The organism is Vibrio sp. 5S239 (assembly GCF_041439575.1).
Taxonomy (GTDB): domain Bacteria; phylum Pseudomonadota; class Gammaproteobacteria; order Enterobacterales; family Vibrionaceae; genus Vibrio; species Vibrio kanaloae.
Genome location: NZ_JBGOOM010000025.1, coordinates 21,833 through 37,095 on the forward strand (window position 1 = coordinate 21,833; position 15,263 = coordinate 37,095).

The window sequence follows — 15,263 nt, forward strand, 5'->3', positions numbered from 1 at the left end:
TTTTTTTCCTGAATAAAGGTTAATTAAAAAGTAGTGGTAATTAAGCAATCTTTACAGGAGGTGAACGTGCTAAATAGGCAAAATACAGGCGCTGTAACGAAATGACAGACTCTGTGATAGCGACAGTAAATTCCGAATGGAACTCTGGGATCTGTGGAAGTGAGTGCCCTGTAATGAATTGATTTATCGAAAACAGCTCACAATGGTGTGAAGTGTGGTGTTCTGGTGAGATATCCACGATGTGTGTCGCGGCTAACACGCTTAACATAAGCATCAGCCCAAGCAAGAAGCCTGTTTTACGTTTCACATTGTTAGGTGTGTTTTTCCACATCAGGATGATTAACCACAGAAATTAAAAAAGGATACTGTTATAATATAACAATATCCTTTGGTCAGGTCTCGAAAAAGACGCGAATATCTTATTAAAGGTTCGCTTTAATCAGTCCAATAACTTGTGTGACCTCTGATTCGTTAAGCGCCCCTTCTTTAACAAACAAGATTTTACCTTGTTTGTCTTGAACGATAATCGCAGAACTATCTTCTTGCAGAGCCCATGAAGACGCGACTGCGCCGTCTTCATCTAACACCATAGAAGACCATGGGAACTCTTCTTTGCTGCTTTCGGCAGACGATTTAACAAAAGACCCTGTCCCCCAAATCGCATCATCTTGATTGATAATGGTTGTGGTTTGGTAGCTGTCTTCTGAGAACTTCGATGCGGTAATCGCTGCCATTAATGGGGCGTTGAGCTCTTTAGAGCTGCTGCGGCCAGCAATAGCTTGAACGACGCGAACTTTACCTAGGAGATTGCTGGTTGCCCAAGCTTGATAGGCGGTATTGCCGTCGTTTATAACAATTTCACCATAGTTGCTAACATCGACAGCAGGTAGAGTTTCACCTACAGATAGATTGTGAGCATTGGCGAAGAGTGGAGAGGCTGCGGCTAAAAAAGCCAGTAGAATTTTGTTTTTCATTATATTTTTGTTCCGCTTATTGGTTTGCATTGGAAGTATAATATGAAATTTGAAAAATGCCTCTTTAACTTTTTATCGTACGATGTTGAAATAAGTTGCACACTTGTTGCCAAAAGGTATAATGCATTGATAGCAAGTTAAATAACAGATTATCTTGCTGTTTGCTAACGGATTTAGCGATTAAATGTGCTTTGAACTAGGATATGTTCAGGTGCCTGACTGTAGTACTCAAATGGAATTGAGGTTGTATTATGTTAAGAGAATTTTCGACTTATCGCCCACATCAGGTGGCGCGTTTCGTTAAAGTCCTGTTCAAAGGCCAGTTTGCCATCGAAGGTATCGGAGAGTTTCGCTTCGACCAAGGCAAGGTGCTTCTTCCTGAAGTGTCAGACAAGCAAAAGCTCACCATTTTTAAAGAAGTTAACGGCACGATTGCTGCTCTGCCGGTATAACCGACCTTTATTGATCAAGCTTCAAATAGACCAACAGCAAAAAAGGGTTTCCGAATGGAAGCCCTTTTTTAATGAGTATCGTTTTCGTTTATTACCCGAACTGAAAGTTATTGTGGAGGAAAGCAAACCCCTGTTCCGCCCAACCCACAATAGCCATTAGGGTTTTTGGCTAGGTATTGCTGGTGGTAGGTTTCTGCAAAAAAATATTTCCCTGCCGGTAGAACTTCCGTTGTGATCTCGTTGCCTAAAGATTCAGTCATTGCTCTTTGATATTCTTGCTTAGAGTGCTCAGCGATAGCCTGTTGCTCTTCACTGAAAGTGTAGATTGCGGAGCGGTATTGAGTCCCCAAGTCGTTGCCTTGGCGCATGCCTTGAGTTGGATCATGACGCTCCCAAAAGGTCTTTAGTATTTGAGCTAAAGAGGTTTGTTTGCTGTCAAAAATCACACGAACCACTTCGGTATGGCCAGTTTGTCCTGAGCATACTTGTTCATAGGTTGGGTTGACTGTGTATCCACCTGCGTAACCCACTGAGGTAGAGACAACCCCTTGCAATTGCCAAAACAAACGCTCAGCTCCCCAGAAGCATCCCATGCCAAGCAGGACTTCTTGTTGAGAACCTGTAGGGGTATCTAGCAAGTCGGTCTGATTGACGAAATGGCGCTCAGTGATTCGGATTGGGTCAGCATTTCCCGGTAATGCGGTTGCTGCGGAAACCAGAGGTTGTTTGTTTAGCATGTTATGTTCCTTCTTGCATACGTTTACCGCGTTGGTTTTTATGAACGGTAGGCTGATATTAACGGTTGGTTAATATTGATTAAGTCTTCAAATTAGACCGTGTTATTACTGGATTTATTACAGACTCAGTGCCCTTTTAACGGTATGATTTATTTTCACTCATTTACGTACTGATAACTTCTTCAACCAATTAAACATGATAAGAAAAACTTTACCAGTTCTGATTGGCACTCTGCTGTCCTCGACACTCGCTTACGCTGATGTATCCCTTAGAATTGAAGGGGTTAAAGGTGCGCTTGAAGACAATGTGGATGCTTATTTAAGTGCCATTCCCGAAGATGAGTATTCAGTTTCGCTTAGGTTCCAATCACGCTTGGAATCCATGATTCAAGAAGCGCTTAATGCTTTGGGCTATTACCAACCTAGTATTACATTCTCTCGCTCTGAAGATGATTCTGAGCTTATTGTGTCTGTTGAACCGGGCGAGCCTGTTCTAATTTATACCTCTGATATCGTGCTCAGCGGAGAAGCAAAAGATGATCCCGACTTTTTGGCTTTAGTGGCAAAAAGTAACTTGTCTAAAGGCTCGGTTCTCAATCATGGTAATTACGATTCGTTAAAGTCTTCAGTGCGTAACCTTGGCTTGGCGAAAGGCTACTTTGATGGAACTTATGAAGTGAGTAAACTCGAAGTCGCCCCGGAACTTAATCGTGCATATGTTCGATTGCATTACAACAGTGGTATTCGCTACCACTTTGGTGAAACGAAGGTGACTGGTAGCCAGATCGAGGAAGACAAAGTTCAATCTCTTAAGCCTTTTAAATATGGAGATGCTTACTCGATTACTAAAGTCGGCGAGTATAACCAAAACCTGTCCAATACGGATTGGTTCTCTTCTGTGTTTGTTGAACCGGATTTAAGTCAATTGGGCGAAGGCCGTGAAATTCCGATGAAGGTGAGCCTTGCTCCACAATCGCGTAACCAAATCGAAACGGGTATCGGTGTATCAACCGACCTTGGTGTAAAAGGCACTCTCAAATGGAAGAAACCGTGGGTTAACGCCAGTGGTCACAGTTTCAATAGTAGTCTGTCAATTTCTAAGCCTGAGCAGACTATAACCGCGACTTATAAAATCCCGCTAGCTGATGTTCTTAATGATTATTATCAAGTTAAGTACGGAATGAAGAATTTAGATAACCGTGATACTAAGAGTTTGGAGTCAAACTTAGCGTTAGAAAGATATTGGCGTCTTGATAATGGCTGGCAGCGCACTGTCTTTATTCGATATTTGCTCGAAAACTATGAGCAAGGTCTGCAAGATGACTTAGCGCAATTCGTGTTGCCGGGGATCTCTTTCTCAAGAACTCGAACTCGTGGTGGCTCGATGCCAATGTGGGGCGATAAACAAACCATCATGGTAGAAGCTGCAGACGACACCTTGTTGTCTGAAACTCGAGTGGTGCGTTTTCAGGGACAAACGGCATGGATTCGCAGCATTGGTGACAATCACCGAGGCTTAACTCAGCTTCAATTCGGCGGTAACTTTGCCGATGAATTTGATAAGTTGTCTCCCTCACTAAGGTTCTTTGCCGGTGGTGACAATAGTATTCGTGGTTATGGTTATGAATCTATCTCTCCTCGTGATGCAAGTGGCGCACTAACGGGGGCAAAATACATTGCCACCAGCTCATTTGAATACCAATACAGATTGGTTGGTAATTGGTGGGGAGCAGCCTTCTACGATATTGGTGATGCATTCAATGATAAACCTGAATGGAAACATGGTACTGGTGTGGGTGTTCGCTGGGCGTCGCCTGTTGGTCCTGTGAGTTTAGATTTTGCTTGGGGACTAGATGCGAAGAAAGGCGATGAGTTCCAACTGCACTTTAGTTTAGGGCCAGAATTATGATCAAAGTGATGGGCAAATGCATTAAGTGGACGTCGATTTCTTTGACGTCTATTTTGCTGTTGTTGATAGCCCTACTCGGTTTTGTTTTGTTCACCAATCCAGGGCTGAATACAGTGTTGTGGGGCGCTGAAAAAGCATTGCCACAACTTGAAGTGGAAAGCACCAAAGGAGCACTGTTCCCAAGTTTTACGCTTAATAATGTGAAGTTTAAAGATGATAGCCTTCATATTGATACCAAAGTTAAAAAACTGGTATTGGCTATTAATCCTCGCTGTGTACTCGACCCTAAGTTGTGTGTCGACCGTTTAACGATTCAAGGTTTAGACTTCGCATTTACTGAATTACCTCCTGCCTCTACAGAAGAAACAGAACCGGCTCCGCCAGTGACATCGGTGAAAACACCTTTACCTATAGTGATCAATCGCGTCGCTTTGTCTGATATTAAACTGAATATCTTGGGTCATGAAATCGAATGGAGCTTGTTCTCAACAGCTCTAAGCATGCAGGGTGAAAAGCTGACGGTATCGCCAACCTTATTCAATGATCTGAAAGTTCAACTTGCTGAATCGGAGGAAGAAACGCAAGCAGAAGCGGTCGAGCCAGGATCAACCGCTAAAACAGCGATCGAGCTGCCTGAAGTCTGGATTCCTTTACAGGTTGTGCTGGAGCGTTTTGACCTAAACCGTTTTACTTTAGAGCAAGAAACTCCAATTATCGTCAACCACCTTGGCCTCGAAGCTAAGGCAGGCAAACATACGGTCGATGTTTCAACTTTAGAACTCGATATGCCACAAGCAAGCGCTAATCTTGCAGCAAAGGTTGAGCTGAAAGAAGGTTACCCGTTAGATCTTTCTTTGGAGGCGTTGGTTAAAGAAACCGATCTAGCAGGCCAGAAATTATCACTGAAAGCACAAGGGAGTGTGGCCAAGCTAAACCTAGATTCCCAGTTTTCTGAATTGATTGAGGCAAAGTTGTCTGGGGATATTCAACCCTTAGAGCCGACTCTGCCATTTGATCTTCTTTTAGAGGGCGGGCAAGCGCAGTGGCCCCTTACCGGAAAAAGCGATTACCAAGCGACAATTGAGCAATTCAAAGCCGATGGTTCACTAGATGGTTTCAATGTTCTACTTAAAGGTGAAGCCGATGGTAAGGAGATTCCTGAGTTAGCCATCGATCTACAGGGCAAAGGCACGACGGAACAGATTGAGCTCGAGCGTCTTAAGCTGAACACGTTAGGCGGTGAACTTAACGGTGTCGTTAAAGCGAACTGGAAAAATCTCGTTAACTGGCAAGCTGATGTAACACTCAAAGATATTCAACCGGGTCTGCAGTGGCCTGAAGCCGAGGGCAACATTAGCGGAAGCATCGTCACCTCGGGTGAGTTGACGGAAGCGGGCGGCTGGGGGATTGAACTGCCTAAATTGGATATTGAAGGGATCTTGCGAGAGTATCCTCTGGATATCGAAGGCCAGTTGTCGGCGTCGGATCGCAGTGCGAGCGGTGAACCTAAACTGAAGACCAGTGGTTTGAGTTTGGCTCACGGTGTTAACTCAATTAAGGCTTTGGGTCAGCTTGATCAGCAATGGGACATGGGCGTTGAAATTTACGTCCCTGATCTTCTAAAAAGTATCCCCGAGTTGAAAGGTCGAGCGATCGGTAACATCCAACTGAGCGGCCCAACGAAAGAACCGAAGGTCGATCTTGCTGTAAATGTCGATAAGGTTGATTGGAATAGCGAGGCAACACTTGAGTCATTGTCGCTCAATGGCTCTGTGGTTCCCCTACCATTACCTGAAGCTCAAGCTGATCTTGTATTAACAGCCAAGAACTTAACCTATCAAGAGCAAAGCGTTGAAAGCATCGACTTAACGGTGAGTGGCGGTGAGAAGAAGCATACGGTAACACTTGATGTGATATCTGACATCGTGTCGACAAGCTTAGCGATTTCTGGTGAATTGATTCAAAAGCCTTCTATTATTTGGGATGGATCGCTAGACAGAGTCAAAATCAGCACTCAGCAAGGGCCCTGGGTGTTAGATCAACCTGTCGCAATTAAGGCGAATGTTGATAAGCAGTTTGCCGATGTTCAAGCACACTGTTGGAATCAATCGGGTTCGAGTGTGTGTCTGGATGAAGACGTTCGTGTTGGAAAATCGGGTGAGGCGAAATTGGCGATCAACCAATTCAACTTCGAACAAATTAAAGCTTTTGTGCCTAAAGAGACGCAACTACAGGGCTTAGTGAATGCGACCGCTCATGCTAAATGGTCGGAGCAAGGTGAGCCTGAGGTGATGGTCAGTGTCGATATGCCGAAAGGTCAGGTTGTGCAACAAGTCGGAGAGCCCATCACACTAGGTTGGGAAAGCGTTGCATTGAATGCTCAACTGAAAGACAACAAACTGGATGCCTACTTTAAGTTGGATGTTTCCGACAATGGTGACCTGTCTGGCACGGTGTCGTTGCCGAATATTCTTGCCGAAGACAAAATGGTCGATGCTGCAATTAAGCTGACCACGTTCCATCTTGATTTCTTACAACCAATTCTCGGTGAATACAGCTTATTGAAGGCCGACCTTGAGAGTGATTTAAAAGTAAAAGGCTCTTTGATGCATCCTCAAGTCTTTGGTCAGTTCTCTGTTGATGGTATTCAAGTTAAAGGTGATGTAACGCCTATTGATGTTCAAGATGGCCGTATCGACCTCGACTTTGATGGTTATAGTGCAAAACTGGATGCAAATGTTGAAACGCCTGATGGTCATCTTGATATAGAGGGGAATGGGGATTGGCAAGATCTTAAAGCATGGCACTCTAACGTTAGAGTCTTCGCTGATGAGTTGATGGTCGATATTCCACCGATGGTTAAGGTTAAGGTTGTGCCTGATATGACCATCGATGTCACCCCAGAATTGGCAAAAATCACTGGTGATATTGCATTACCATGGGGACGCATTGTTGTCGAAGACTTACCACCGTCTGCCGTTGGCGTCTCTTCTGATCAAGTTATCTTGAATAAAGACCTTGAGCCGGAAAGCGAAGACACGATCCCATTTGATGTGATGACCAATATTAATATCTCTATCGGTGATGACTTTAAACTTTCTGCATTCGGCCTAGAAGGCGGTTTAGTCGGTAAGCTTAATGTCGCTCAAAAAGACCAAGGGCCGTTTATCACAGGTGAAGTAAACATTGTGGGTGGTACTTACCGATCATTCGGACAAGACCTGTTGATCAAAGAGGGTAAGATTTTGATGAATGGACCGCCAGATCAGCCATACGTAGCGATAAATGCAATACGTAATCCGGATAATACTCAGGATGACGTGATCGCAGGGATTCGAGTTACGGGCCCTGCGGCAGAGCCAGCCATCGAGATTTATTCTGATCCTGCCATGCCGCAAGCCAACGCGCTGTCTTATATTTTGCGTGGTCAAGATATAGATGGAGAGTCGAATGGTTCGATGACGACTACCTTAATTGGCTTGAGTTTGGCGAAAAGCGGTAAGGTTGTTGGCGAAATCGGTGAGGCATTTGGTGTACAAGATTTACAACTGGACACTGCCGGTTCAGGTGATGACTCTCAAGTAACAGTCAGTGGCTACATTCTGCCTGGCTTGCAGGTGAAGTATGGTGTCGGTATTTTTAACTCTTTAGGTGAGTTTACCGTTCGTTACCGATTAATGCAGGACCTTTATGTTGAAGCGGTATCTGGCCTAGACAGTGCCGTTGACCTGTTATATCAGTTTGAATTCGAGTAGCGACTTTGTGAGTTCGTCGATGTGCAAATGTGAATAGGCTATGGAGTGTATATGCGACATCTTGTTTTTGTATATGGCACCTTGAGACAAGGCCAGTCCAATCATCACTATGTGCAGGATTGCGAGTTGTTGGGGCGCTTTGATACTCCTAAGGAATTTGCTCTGTTCGATTTAGGTGCGTATCCAGCTCTAACTTGTGGAAGTAAAAGTGTTGCTGGCGAGGTCTATGTCATTAACGATGAAGTTCTAGCCTCGCTTGAGCGGCTAGAGGATGTCCCGGTTGAGTATCGTCGCGAGCAAATAGAGACCACATTTGGATTAGCGTGGGTATATTTGTATCAACTTGAGCTAACCGCTAATAAAGAAATACTTTCGGGTGACTGGTGTAAGTAGAACAACCCGTAGTCTCTCTATATTCTCAATATCCAACAAAAAGCCAGCATGTGAATGCTGGCTTTTTTAATGACGTTATTTTGAGAAGTAAACGAGAGGTTTAGTCTCGGTTAAGCTCAAGAAACTCTTCTACTTTTCTCACCATGTTCTTTGAACCTACAAAGAATGGTACACGTTGGTGTAATTCTGTTGGCTTGATGTCCATGATGCGCTGTGCACCATCAGAAGCGATACCGCCAGCTTGCTCCATAATGAAGGCAATAGGGTTACACTCATAAAGTAGGCGTAGCTTACCTTGAGGGTGGCTTTCTGTGCTTGGGTATAAGTATATACCGCCTTTAAGTAGGTTACGGTGGAAATCAGAAACCAAAGAGCCGATGTAACGTGACGTGTATGGACGGTTATCACTAGGCTCACTTTCTTGACAGTATTTGATGTATTTTTTCACACCTGTAGGGAAGCGGATGTAGTTTCCTTCGTTGATAGAGTAGATCTTACCTTCGTCTGGAATCATCATATTTTCATGAGATAGACAGAATGTACCCAGTGATGGGTCATAGGTAAAACCATTTACACCTGCCCCTGTTGTATACACCAACATGGTTGAAGAGCCGTAAATCACGTAACCAGCGGCTACTTGTTTGTGGCCAGGTTGTAGAAAATCTTCCTGTGTTGGTGGGGTACCAATCGGTGATACTCGACGGTAGATAGAGAAAATTGTACCAACCGAGACATTCACATCGATGTTTGAAGAGCCATCGAGTGGATCCATCAAAACAACGTATTTTGCGTTTTTATTGAGCTCTTTATTGAAGGCTACCGCTTCGTCTTCTTCTTCACTTGCTACACCACAAACTTGGTCACGAGCTTCAAGAGCCGCTTTAAATTTATCGTTCGCGTAAAGGTCTAGCTTCTGTTGCTCTTCACCTTGAACGTTGTCTGTACCAACAGCGCCAGTAATGTCGACAAGACCTGCTTTGTTGATTTCTCGGTTAACAATTTTTGCAGCAAGGCGAATTGATGACAAAAGGGATGATAGATCACCACTTGCATGGGGGAAGTCACTTTGTTTTTCAACAATGAACTCACCAAGGGTGCGCATCTCAGACATGTTATTTCCTTAAACTTCTCTGAATATTAGGGGGGATTTGAGCACTGTAGAACTTGCCTCTTGTGTGGGCTTTATTCATCTAGACACTTACCTAAATTCTACGGCTTAGATCTTTTTAATGGTAATGAACTAAGCGACACAGATCTCACTTACTATGTCTACTTCATTTGTTTTGCATTGCTACTCGCTTTTAATTGCCATTTCATGATAATGAGTGCAGTAGTTTGATTTAGACATGGTTCATTTAGCCAAGCGTTTGGAAGCAATTTATGCATATTCATATCTTAGGAGTTTGTGGCACCTTCATGGGTGGTGCTGCAGTACTAGCTCGTCAATTAGGGCACAAGGTTACAGGTAGTGACGCGAATGTTTACCCTCCAATGAGTACTTTGTTGGAATCTCAAGGGATTGAAATTATTGAAGGGTTCGATCCTAGCCAGTTAGAGCCAAGGCCGGATCTCGTGGTGATCGGCAATGCAATGAGCCGTGGTAATCCGTGCGTTGAGTATGTCTTGAATAACAACCTTAGATACACATCAGGCCCACAGTGGTTGCAAGAGTTCTTACTGCATGACCGTTGGGTTCTGGCGGTATCAGGCACGCATGGCAAGACCACAACATCCAGCATGCTGGCTTGGATCTTGGAAGACTGTGGCTATGCGCCGGGCTTTTTAGTTGGCGGTGTGTTGGGTAACTTTGGTATCTCTGCTCGTCTTGGTGAAAGTATGTTCTTCGTGGTGGAAGCCGACGAATATGACAGTGCTTTTTTCGATAAACGATCTAAGTTCGTTCATTATCACCCAAGAACTTTAGTCATGAATAACTTAGAGTTCGATCATGCCGATATCTTCGATGATCTTGAAGCGATCAAGCGTCAGTTTCATCATTTAGTGCGTACAGTGCCAAGCAACGGCCGCATTTTTTCACCGAAGCAAGACATCGCGATCCAAGATGTTCTAGCTCGCGGTTGCTGGAGTGAGACGGAATCGAGTGGTGAACTCGGTGATTGGGATACCAAGAAGCGGGTTAAAGACGGCTCTAAATTTGAGGTGTACTTCCAAGGCGAATGTATTGGAACCGTCGACTGGGATTTGGTTGGTGATCATAACGTAAGTAATGCCTTGATGGCGATTGCGGCGGCAAGACATGTGGGTGTGACACCTGACCTTGCTTGTGAATCGCTAGCTACCTTTATTAATACTAAGCGTCGTTTGGAGTTTAAAGGCGAGGTCGCAGGTGTCTCTATTTATGATGATTTTGCTCATCATCCAACGGCAATTGAACTTACGCTCGGTGGTTTACGTAATAAGGTCGACACGAAAAAAATCATTGCCGTTCTAGAGCCTCGCTCTGCCACCATGAAGCGTGGTGTGCACAAAGAAACCTTGGCTGATTCGCTCAAACAGGCGGATTCTACCTACTTATTCCAACCGGATAACATTGATTGGTCAGTACAAGATGTTGCCGATGCGTGCCATCAACCCGCCCATGTAAGTGATGACATGGATGCATTCGTTGCTAGAATTGTCTCAGAGGCACAAGTGGGTGACCAAATCTTGGTAATGAGTAACGGTGGCTTTGGTGGTATTCATCAAAAGCTGTTGGATGGATTGGCACTCAAAGCTTAACTGATTCACGACTTTATAATTTGAAGTAATTGAGAACATGACAAAACACGATAAAGCGATAACTCTTGCTTTCACTGGCGCATCTGGTGCGCCTTATGGACTGCGTTTACTTGAATGCCTTTTGGCGGCCGATTATCAGGTCTATTTGATGATATCGTCGGCAGCGCGAGTAGTCTTAGCGACCGAGCATGAACTTAAGTTACCTGCTGGACCGGAAGCGGCGAAACAAGCCTTGGTTAAGCATCTAGGCTGCGACCCAGAAAAGTTGATGGTGTGTGGCAAAGATGATTGGTTCTCACCGGTTGCATCTGGTTCTGCTGCGCCGAAGCAGATGGTGGTATGTCCATGCTCTGCGGGAAGTTTGGCGTCAATTGCTCATGGTTTATCGGATAACTTGATTGAACGAGCTGCAGATGTCGTCATGAAAGAGCGAGGCCAACTGTTGTTGGTGGTGCGTGAAACACCATTTTCGACTCTGCACCTAGAGAACATGCACAAACTCTCAACCATGGGCGTGACAATCATGCCTGCCGCTCCAGGTTTTTATCACCAACCTAAGTCGATTGAAGATCTGGTTGATTTTATGGTGGCGCGCATTTTGGATCATCTTGGTATTGATCAAGGTTTAGTGCCACGTTGGGGGTACGATCAACGTAATTAATCCAAACTTGATAGCTTATTGTTAAAGTTCGAATTACAATTCTGAACACTCATCGGGGAGCTGACCATTCAAATAATGAATGCGAGCTGAGATCAAGCAGGCGCTTGGGACCCGTAAACCTGAACCAGATAATGCTGGCGTAGGAATTGAGTTAGGAACAACTTCTACCGTTCTCCTCCCTCAAACCTGTGCCGCTCAGACCATGGAGAGCGTCCAGTGAAATTCACATTAACTACCCTTGCTGTTACTACAGCGATCTCTTTTTCTGCCTTTGCTGCAGATAACACTTTGACCGTATACACCTATGATTCTTTTGCAGCGGATTGGGGCCCTCGTCCTGCCGTAGAGAAAGCATTCGAAGAGAAGTGTGGTTGTGATGTGAACTTTGTCGCGCTTGAAGATGGCGTGTCTATCCTGAACCGTTTACGTCTTGAAGGCGGCAACAGCAAAGCCGATATCTTGCTAGGTCTCGACAACAACCTGATGGCTGAAGCGAAAGCAACGGGATTATTGGCGGAACACAAGATTGATACGTCATCTGTGACGCTTCCTAATGGTTGGAGCGACAGTACCTTTGTCCCTTATGACTTTGGTTACTTTGCGTTTATCTATAACAAAGAGAAACTGGCAAACCCGCCTAAGAGCCTGAAAGAACTGGTTGAGCAGCGTGATGATCTGAAGGTTATCTACCAAGACCCACGTACTTCAACACCAGGCCAAGGCATGATGCTTTGGATGAAATCGGTTTACGGTGACGAAGTAACGGCAGCTTGGAAGAAGCTTGCCCAGAAAACAGTGACGGTAACCAAAGGTTGGTCTGAAGCCTACTCTATGTTCCTAGAAGGTGAGTCAGACTTAGTCTTGTCTTACACAACGTCTCCGGCTTACCACATTATTGCTGAGAGCGATTCTAAGTATGCAGCAGCAAGCTTCGAAGAAGGGCATTACACTCAAGTGGAAGTGGCCGCTAAAGTTAAAGGCAGTAAGAACGAGAAACTTGCTGATGAGTTTATGGCGTTTATCCTAAGTGATGAATTCCAATCGGCGATGCCAACAGGTAACTGGATGTACCCAGTGACGGACATCGAACTACCAAAAGGGTTCGAACAGTTAACGGTACCTCAGAAAGCTCTGAGCTTTACGCCTGAAGAAATTGCAGCTCAGCGCAAGCCTTGGATTCGTGAATGGCAGAGTGCGCTTACTTTTTAATTTACTATTTAAGAAAATGAGCTTTCTAACGTACTTTAAAAACTAGCTTTCTGTATTTAAAGGTTCATTCGTTATGTTTGGAGTGAACCATTTACGGTAAAAAATCAATTTATGATAAAGAAAACACCTAAGGTCGGGATCTGGGTTGCGATGCTCATTACCGCCTTCGTGGTTTCAGCAGTTGGGGCATTGCTTAGCAATGCCCCTTCTCTTGATATCAGCCAAGTATGGTCCGATCCTTACTATTGGCATGTAACGAAATTCAGTTTTTATCAGGCGACACTCTCAACTTTTCTGAGTGTTAGCTTTGCTATACCTATCGCTCACGCCCTGTGTCGTAGGCAATTTTTTGGACGCGCTTTGTTGTTAAGGCTGTTTGCGTCGACCTTGGTTCTACCTGTGTTAGTTGGTGTCTTTGGCTTATTGGCGATTTACGGCAACAGTGGTTGGTTAGCTAAGTTTTTGGCAAACTTCGACATTGAGCTACCATTCTCGATTTATGGCTTGAATGGTATTTTGTTGGCGCACGTCTTCTTCAATTTGCCTTATGCTAGTCGTTTGCTTTTACAAGCTTTAGATACTGTGCCTGCCGAGCAGCACAAGCTGTGTGCTCACTTAGGTATGAGCCATTGGAATAAATTTAAATGGGTTGAATGGCCGAGGCTAAGACAGCAACTGCCGCATGTGTGCGGGTTGGTCTTCATGCTGTGCTTCACCAGTTTTGCTACCGTGATGGCTCTTGGTGGAGGCCCTAAATCAACCACTATCGAACTGGCCATCTATCAAGCGATTAAATTCGACTTTGACCTGCAGGCTGGCGCGTTACTCGCGATATGGCAAATGTTGTTGTGTGGCGTATTAGCGGTGAGTATTCAGCGCTTGTCTAAACCTATCTCCGTAACAGCCAGCCAACTGTCGGAAGAGAAATATCTGGTTAAGGACAGCTGGTGGTCAAAAGCTTGGGATAGCTTTTGGATCATAGTTGTCTCAATGCTGGTATTGCCGCCACTAGCCATGGTCATATTCAGTGGCATTAACTCACAAGCTTTGATAGTGCTGAGCAGTGATCCGTTCTGGGCTGCGTTAATGACCTCGGTTCGTGTCGCTTCCCTCGCAAGCATTATCGCCGTTGGTATTGGTATTGCGATACTCCTGACCAGTCGCGCATGGCGTTTGCAGAACAAGAACTTTCGAGCCGATAAAATCGAACTGATTGGTACTATTATTTTAGTGACGCCGGGCTTAGTGATTAGTACTGGTCTCTTTTTATTACTGCGTTCCTTTACCGATGTGTTTAGCTTGGCATTCTTTATTGTGATTGCAGTAAACAGTTTGATGGCGCTGCCTTATGTGATTAAAACCTTGGCTCAACCTATGCTGCATCTTTCTCAGCAGTATCAGTATGTGTGTGCAAGCTTAGGAATGACAGGATTCACTCGCTTTAGACTGGTGGAATGGCGTGCACTTCGCAAGCCAATGGCGCAGGCTTTCTCTATCAGCTTTATGTTGGCGATGGGCGACTTAAGTGCTATTGCCTTGTTTGGTAGTCACGATTTTAGAACTCTGCCTTTGTATCTATTCCAATTGTTAGGCAGCTATCAAATGGAAGCGGCTGCGGTGGTTTCAGTGAGTTTACTGTTATTGAGTGTGGGCAGCTTTAGTCTGATTGAATTTTTGTTTACTCGAAGCTCAAAGCTAAAGAGTTAAGGAACCGATGATGTTAGTGATGAAAGAGGTGGATTACCACTATCACCAAGAGTTGTTTAGTTTTGATTTCCAAGCAGAACAGGGTGATATTGTTGCTTTGATGGGGCCTAGTGGTGCGGGTAAATCAACGCTACTCGCATTGGTTGCTGGGTTTATTGAGCCGACATCGGGTGAGATATCGGTAGCAGGACAATCGCTGATTGGCAAAGAAGCGCATCAGCGTCCATTGGCGATGTTGTTCCAAGAACACAATCTATTTGCTCACCTCACGGTGCGTGAAAATATTGGCTTAGGCTTACATCCGGGGTTAAAGCTTACCGCAACCCAAAAGCTCGATGTTGAGCAAGCCGCTGCACAAGTAGGTGTTGCAGAGTATTTAGATAGGCTGCCTGAACATTTATCTGGCGGCCAACGTCAGCGTGTCGCACTGGCGCGTTGTTTTGTTCAACCACACGACATTTGGCTGCTTGATGAACCTTTTTCGGCGCTTGACCCTTTGCTTCGTGAAGAGATGTTGAGCTTAGTGAGACGATTAGCAGCAGAGCGCAATATTACGGTTTTGATGGTGACTCACCATTTAGGTGACGCACGTAGTATCGCCAATAAGTTTGTGTTTGTGGCGCTAGGTAAGGTGTTGGTTGAAGATTTGATAGAGACACTGACGGCTGACCATCCACAGCAAGAGCTAAGATCGTTTGTTAAAGCGGGTGAGTGACGATTCACCAAT

At 44.8% G+C, this 15,263-nt stretch carries 13 protein-coding genes and 1 riboswitch; of the genes, 9 read left to right on the top strand and 4 right to left on the bottom strand.

All coding sequences use genetic code 11. From position 1 onward, the window contains the following. Positions 1–40: 40 nt before the first annotated feature. Entirely contained in the window at positions 41–331 is a 291-nt protein-coding gene (locus ACED48_RS16850) for a DUF2607 domain-containing protein (RefSeq protein WP_017055348.1), read from the bottom strand. Between the two features lie 91 nt (positions 332–422). Continuing rightward, entirely contained in the window at positions 423–974 is a 552-nt protein-coding gene (locus tag ACED48_RS16855; RefSeq protein WP_029626833.1) for a YtfJ family protein, read from the bottom strand. A gap of 251 nt (positions 975–1,225) precedes the next feature. On the opposite strand from ACED48_RS16855, the gene ACED48_RS16860 reads away from it, so the two are divergent. Further along, a complete protein-coding gene (locus tag ACED48_RS16860) occupies positions 1,226–1,426 on the top strand; it encodes a DUF1107 family protein (protein ID WP_017055346.1) in 201 nt (66 codons plus the stop codon). Positions 1,427–1,533: 107 nt separating this feature from the next. On the opposite strand, the gene msrA is transcribed toward ACED48_RS16860, so the two are convergent. Further along, positions 1,534–2,163 (bottom strand): peptide-methionine (S)-S-oxide reductase MsrA, encoded by a 630-nt coding sequence (msrA, locus tag ACED48_RS16865; protein ID WP_017055345.1) that lies wholly within the window; start codon positions 2,161–2,163, stop codon positions 1,534–1,536. A gap of 196 nt (positions 2,164–2,359) precedes the next feature. Between msrA and ACED48_RS16870 the strand changes: the two genes are divergently transcribed. Genes ACED48_RS16870 through ACED48_RS16880 form a run of 3 tightly spaced genes read left to right on the top strand, consistent with a single transcriptional unit; the run spans position 2,360 to position 8,220 of the window. Further along, positions 2,360–4,072: an autotransporter assembly complex family protein gene (locus ACED48_RS16870; protein WP_029626831.1), complete on the top strand. Its 1,713-nt coding sequence runs from the start codon at positions 2,360–2,362 to the stop codon at positions 4,070–4,072. Continuing rightward, entirely contained in the window at positions 4,069–7,827 is a 3,759-nt protein-coding gene (locus tag ACED48_RS16875) for a translocation/assembly module TamB domain-containing protein (RefSeq protein WP_017055343.1), read from the top strand. The genes ACED48_RS16870 and ACED48_RS16875 overlap by 4 nt, the downstream gene beginning before the upstream one ends. Before the next feature lie 51 nt (positions 7,828–7,878). Further along, the gene (locus ACED48_RS16880) at positions 7,879–8,220 is read left to right on the top strand and encodes a gamma-glutamylcyclotransferase (protein ID WP_017055342.1); all 342 of its coding nucleotides are present in this window, start codon (positions 7,879–7,881) and stop codon (positions 8,218–8,220) included. Between the two features lie 100 nt (positions 8,221–8,320). On the opposite strand, the gene fbp is transcribed toward ACED48_RS16880, so the two are convergent. Further along, the gene (fbp, locus tag ACED48_RS16885; protein ID WP_017055341.1) at positions 8,321–9,331 is read right to left on the bottom strand and encodes a class 1 fructose-bisphosphatase; all 1,011 of its coding nucleotides are present in this window, start codon (positions 9,329–9,331) and stop codon (positions 8,321–8,323) included. A gap of 269 nt (positions 9,332–9,600) precedes the next feature. On the opposite strand from fbp, the gene mpl reads away from it, so the two are divergent. From mpl to thiQ, 5 genes are all read left to right on the top strand, one after another. Beyond that, the gene (gene mpl, locus ACED48_RS16890) at positions 9,601–10,959 is read left to right on the top strand and encodes a UDP-N-acetylmuramate:L-alanyl-gamma-D-glutamyl-meso-diaminopimelate ligase (RefSeq protein WP_017055339.1); all 1,359 of its coding nucleotides are present in this window, start codon (positions 9,601–9,603) and stop codon (positions 10,957–10,959) included. A 37-nt stretch (positions 10,960–10,996) separates the two neighbouring features. Next, positions 10,997–11,620 carry a flavin prenyltransferase UbiX gene (locus ACED48_RS16895; protein WP_017055338.1) on the top strand — a complete coding sequence of 208 codons (624 nt, stop codon included), beginning with the start codon at positions 10,997–10,999 and terminating at the stop codon, positions 11,618–11,620. Between the two features lie 43 nt (positions 11,621–11,663). Next, positions 11,664–11,783: riboswitch (TPP riboswitch) on the top strand. Positions 11,784–11,836: 53 nt separating this feature from the next. Beyond that, positions 11,837–12,829 carry a thiamine ABC transporter substrate binding subunit gene (gene thiB / locus ACED48_RS16900; RefSeq protein ID WP_017055336.1) on the top strand — a complete coding sequence of 331 codons (993 nt, stop codon included), beginning with the start codon at positions 11,837–11,839 and terminating at the stop codon, positions 12,827–12,829. Positions 12,830–12,940: 111 nt separating this feature from the next. Next, a complete protein-coding gene (gene thiP, locus ACED48_RS16905) occupies positions 12,941–14,536 on the top strand; it encodes a thiamine/thiamine pyrophosphate ABC transporter permease ThiP (RefSeq protein WP_017055335.1) in 1,596 nt (531 codons plus the stop codon). Positions 14,537–14,546: 10 nt separating this feature from the next. After that, positions 14,547–15,251 (top strand): thiamine ABC transporter ATP-binding protein, encoded by a 705-nt coding sequence (gene thiQ, locus ACED48_RS16910; protein ID WP_017055334.1) that lies wholly within the window; start codon positions 14,547–14,549, stop codon positions 15,249–15,251. Positions 15,252–15,263: the final 12 nt, after the last annotated feature.

Excerpts from the sequence above, each read along its gene's own strand:
- thiP (WP_017055335.1), top strand. The coding sequence starts at position 12,941 with ATGATAAAGAAAACACCTAAGGTCGGGATCTGGGTTGCGATGCTCATT.
- ACED48_RS16895 (WP_017055338.1), top strand. The coding sequence starts at position 10,997 with ATGACAAAACACGATAAAGCGATAACTCTTGCTTTCACTGGCGCATCT.
- ACED48_RS16880 (WP_017055342.1), top strand. The coding sequence starts at position 7,879 with ATGCGACATCTTGTTTTTGTATATGGCACCTTGAGACAAGGCCAGTCC.
- ACED48_RS16870 (WP_029626831.1), top strand. The coding sequence starts at position 2,360 with ATGATAAGAAAAACTTTACCAGTTCTGATTGGCACTCTGCTGTCCTCG.
- ACED48_RS16850 (WP_017055348.1), bottom strand. The coding sequence starts at position 331 with ATGTGGAAAAACACACCTAACAATGTGAAACGTAAAACAGGCTTCTTG.
- ACED48_RS16875 (WP_017055343.1), top strand. The coding sequence starts at position 4,069 with ATGATCAAAGTGATGGGCAAATGCATTAAGTGGACGTCGATTTCTTTG.
- mpl (WP_017055339.1), top strand. The coding sequence starts at position 9,601 with ATGCATATTCATATCTTAGGAGTTTGTGGCACCTTCATGGGTGGTGCT.
- msrA (WP_017055345.1), bottom strand. The coding sequence starts at position 2,163 with ATGCTAAACAAACAACCTCTGGTTTCCGCAGCAACCGCATTACCGGGA.
- ACED48_RS16860 (WP_017055346.1), top strand. The coding sequence starts at position 1,226 with ATGTTAAGAGAATTTTCGACTTATCGCCCACATCAGGTGGCGCGTTTC.
- thiQ (WP_017055334.1), top strand. The coding sequence starts at position 14,547 with ATGTTAGTGATGAAAGAGGTGGATTACCACTATCACCAAGAGTTGTTT.
- fbp (WP_017055341.1), bottom strand. The coding sequence starts at position 9,331 with ATGTCTGAGATGCGCACCCTTGGTGAGTTCATTGTTGAAAAACAAAGT.
- ACED48_RS16855 (WP_029626833.1), bottom strand. The coding sequence starts at position 974 with ATGAAAAACAAAATTCTACTGGCTTTTTTAGCCGCAGCCTCTCCACTC.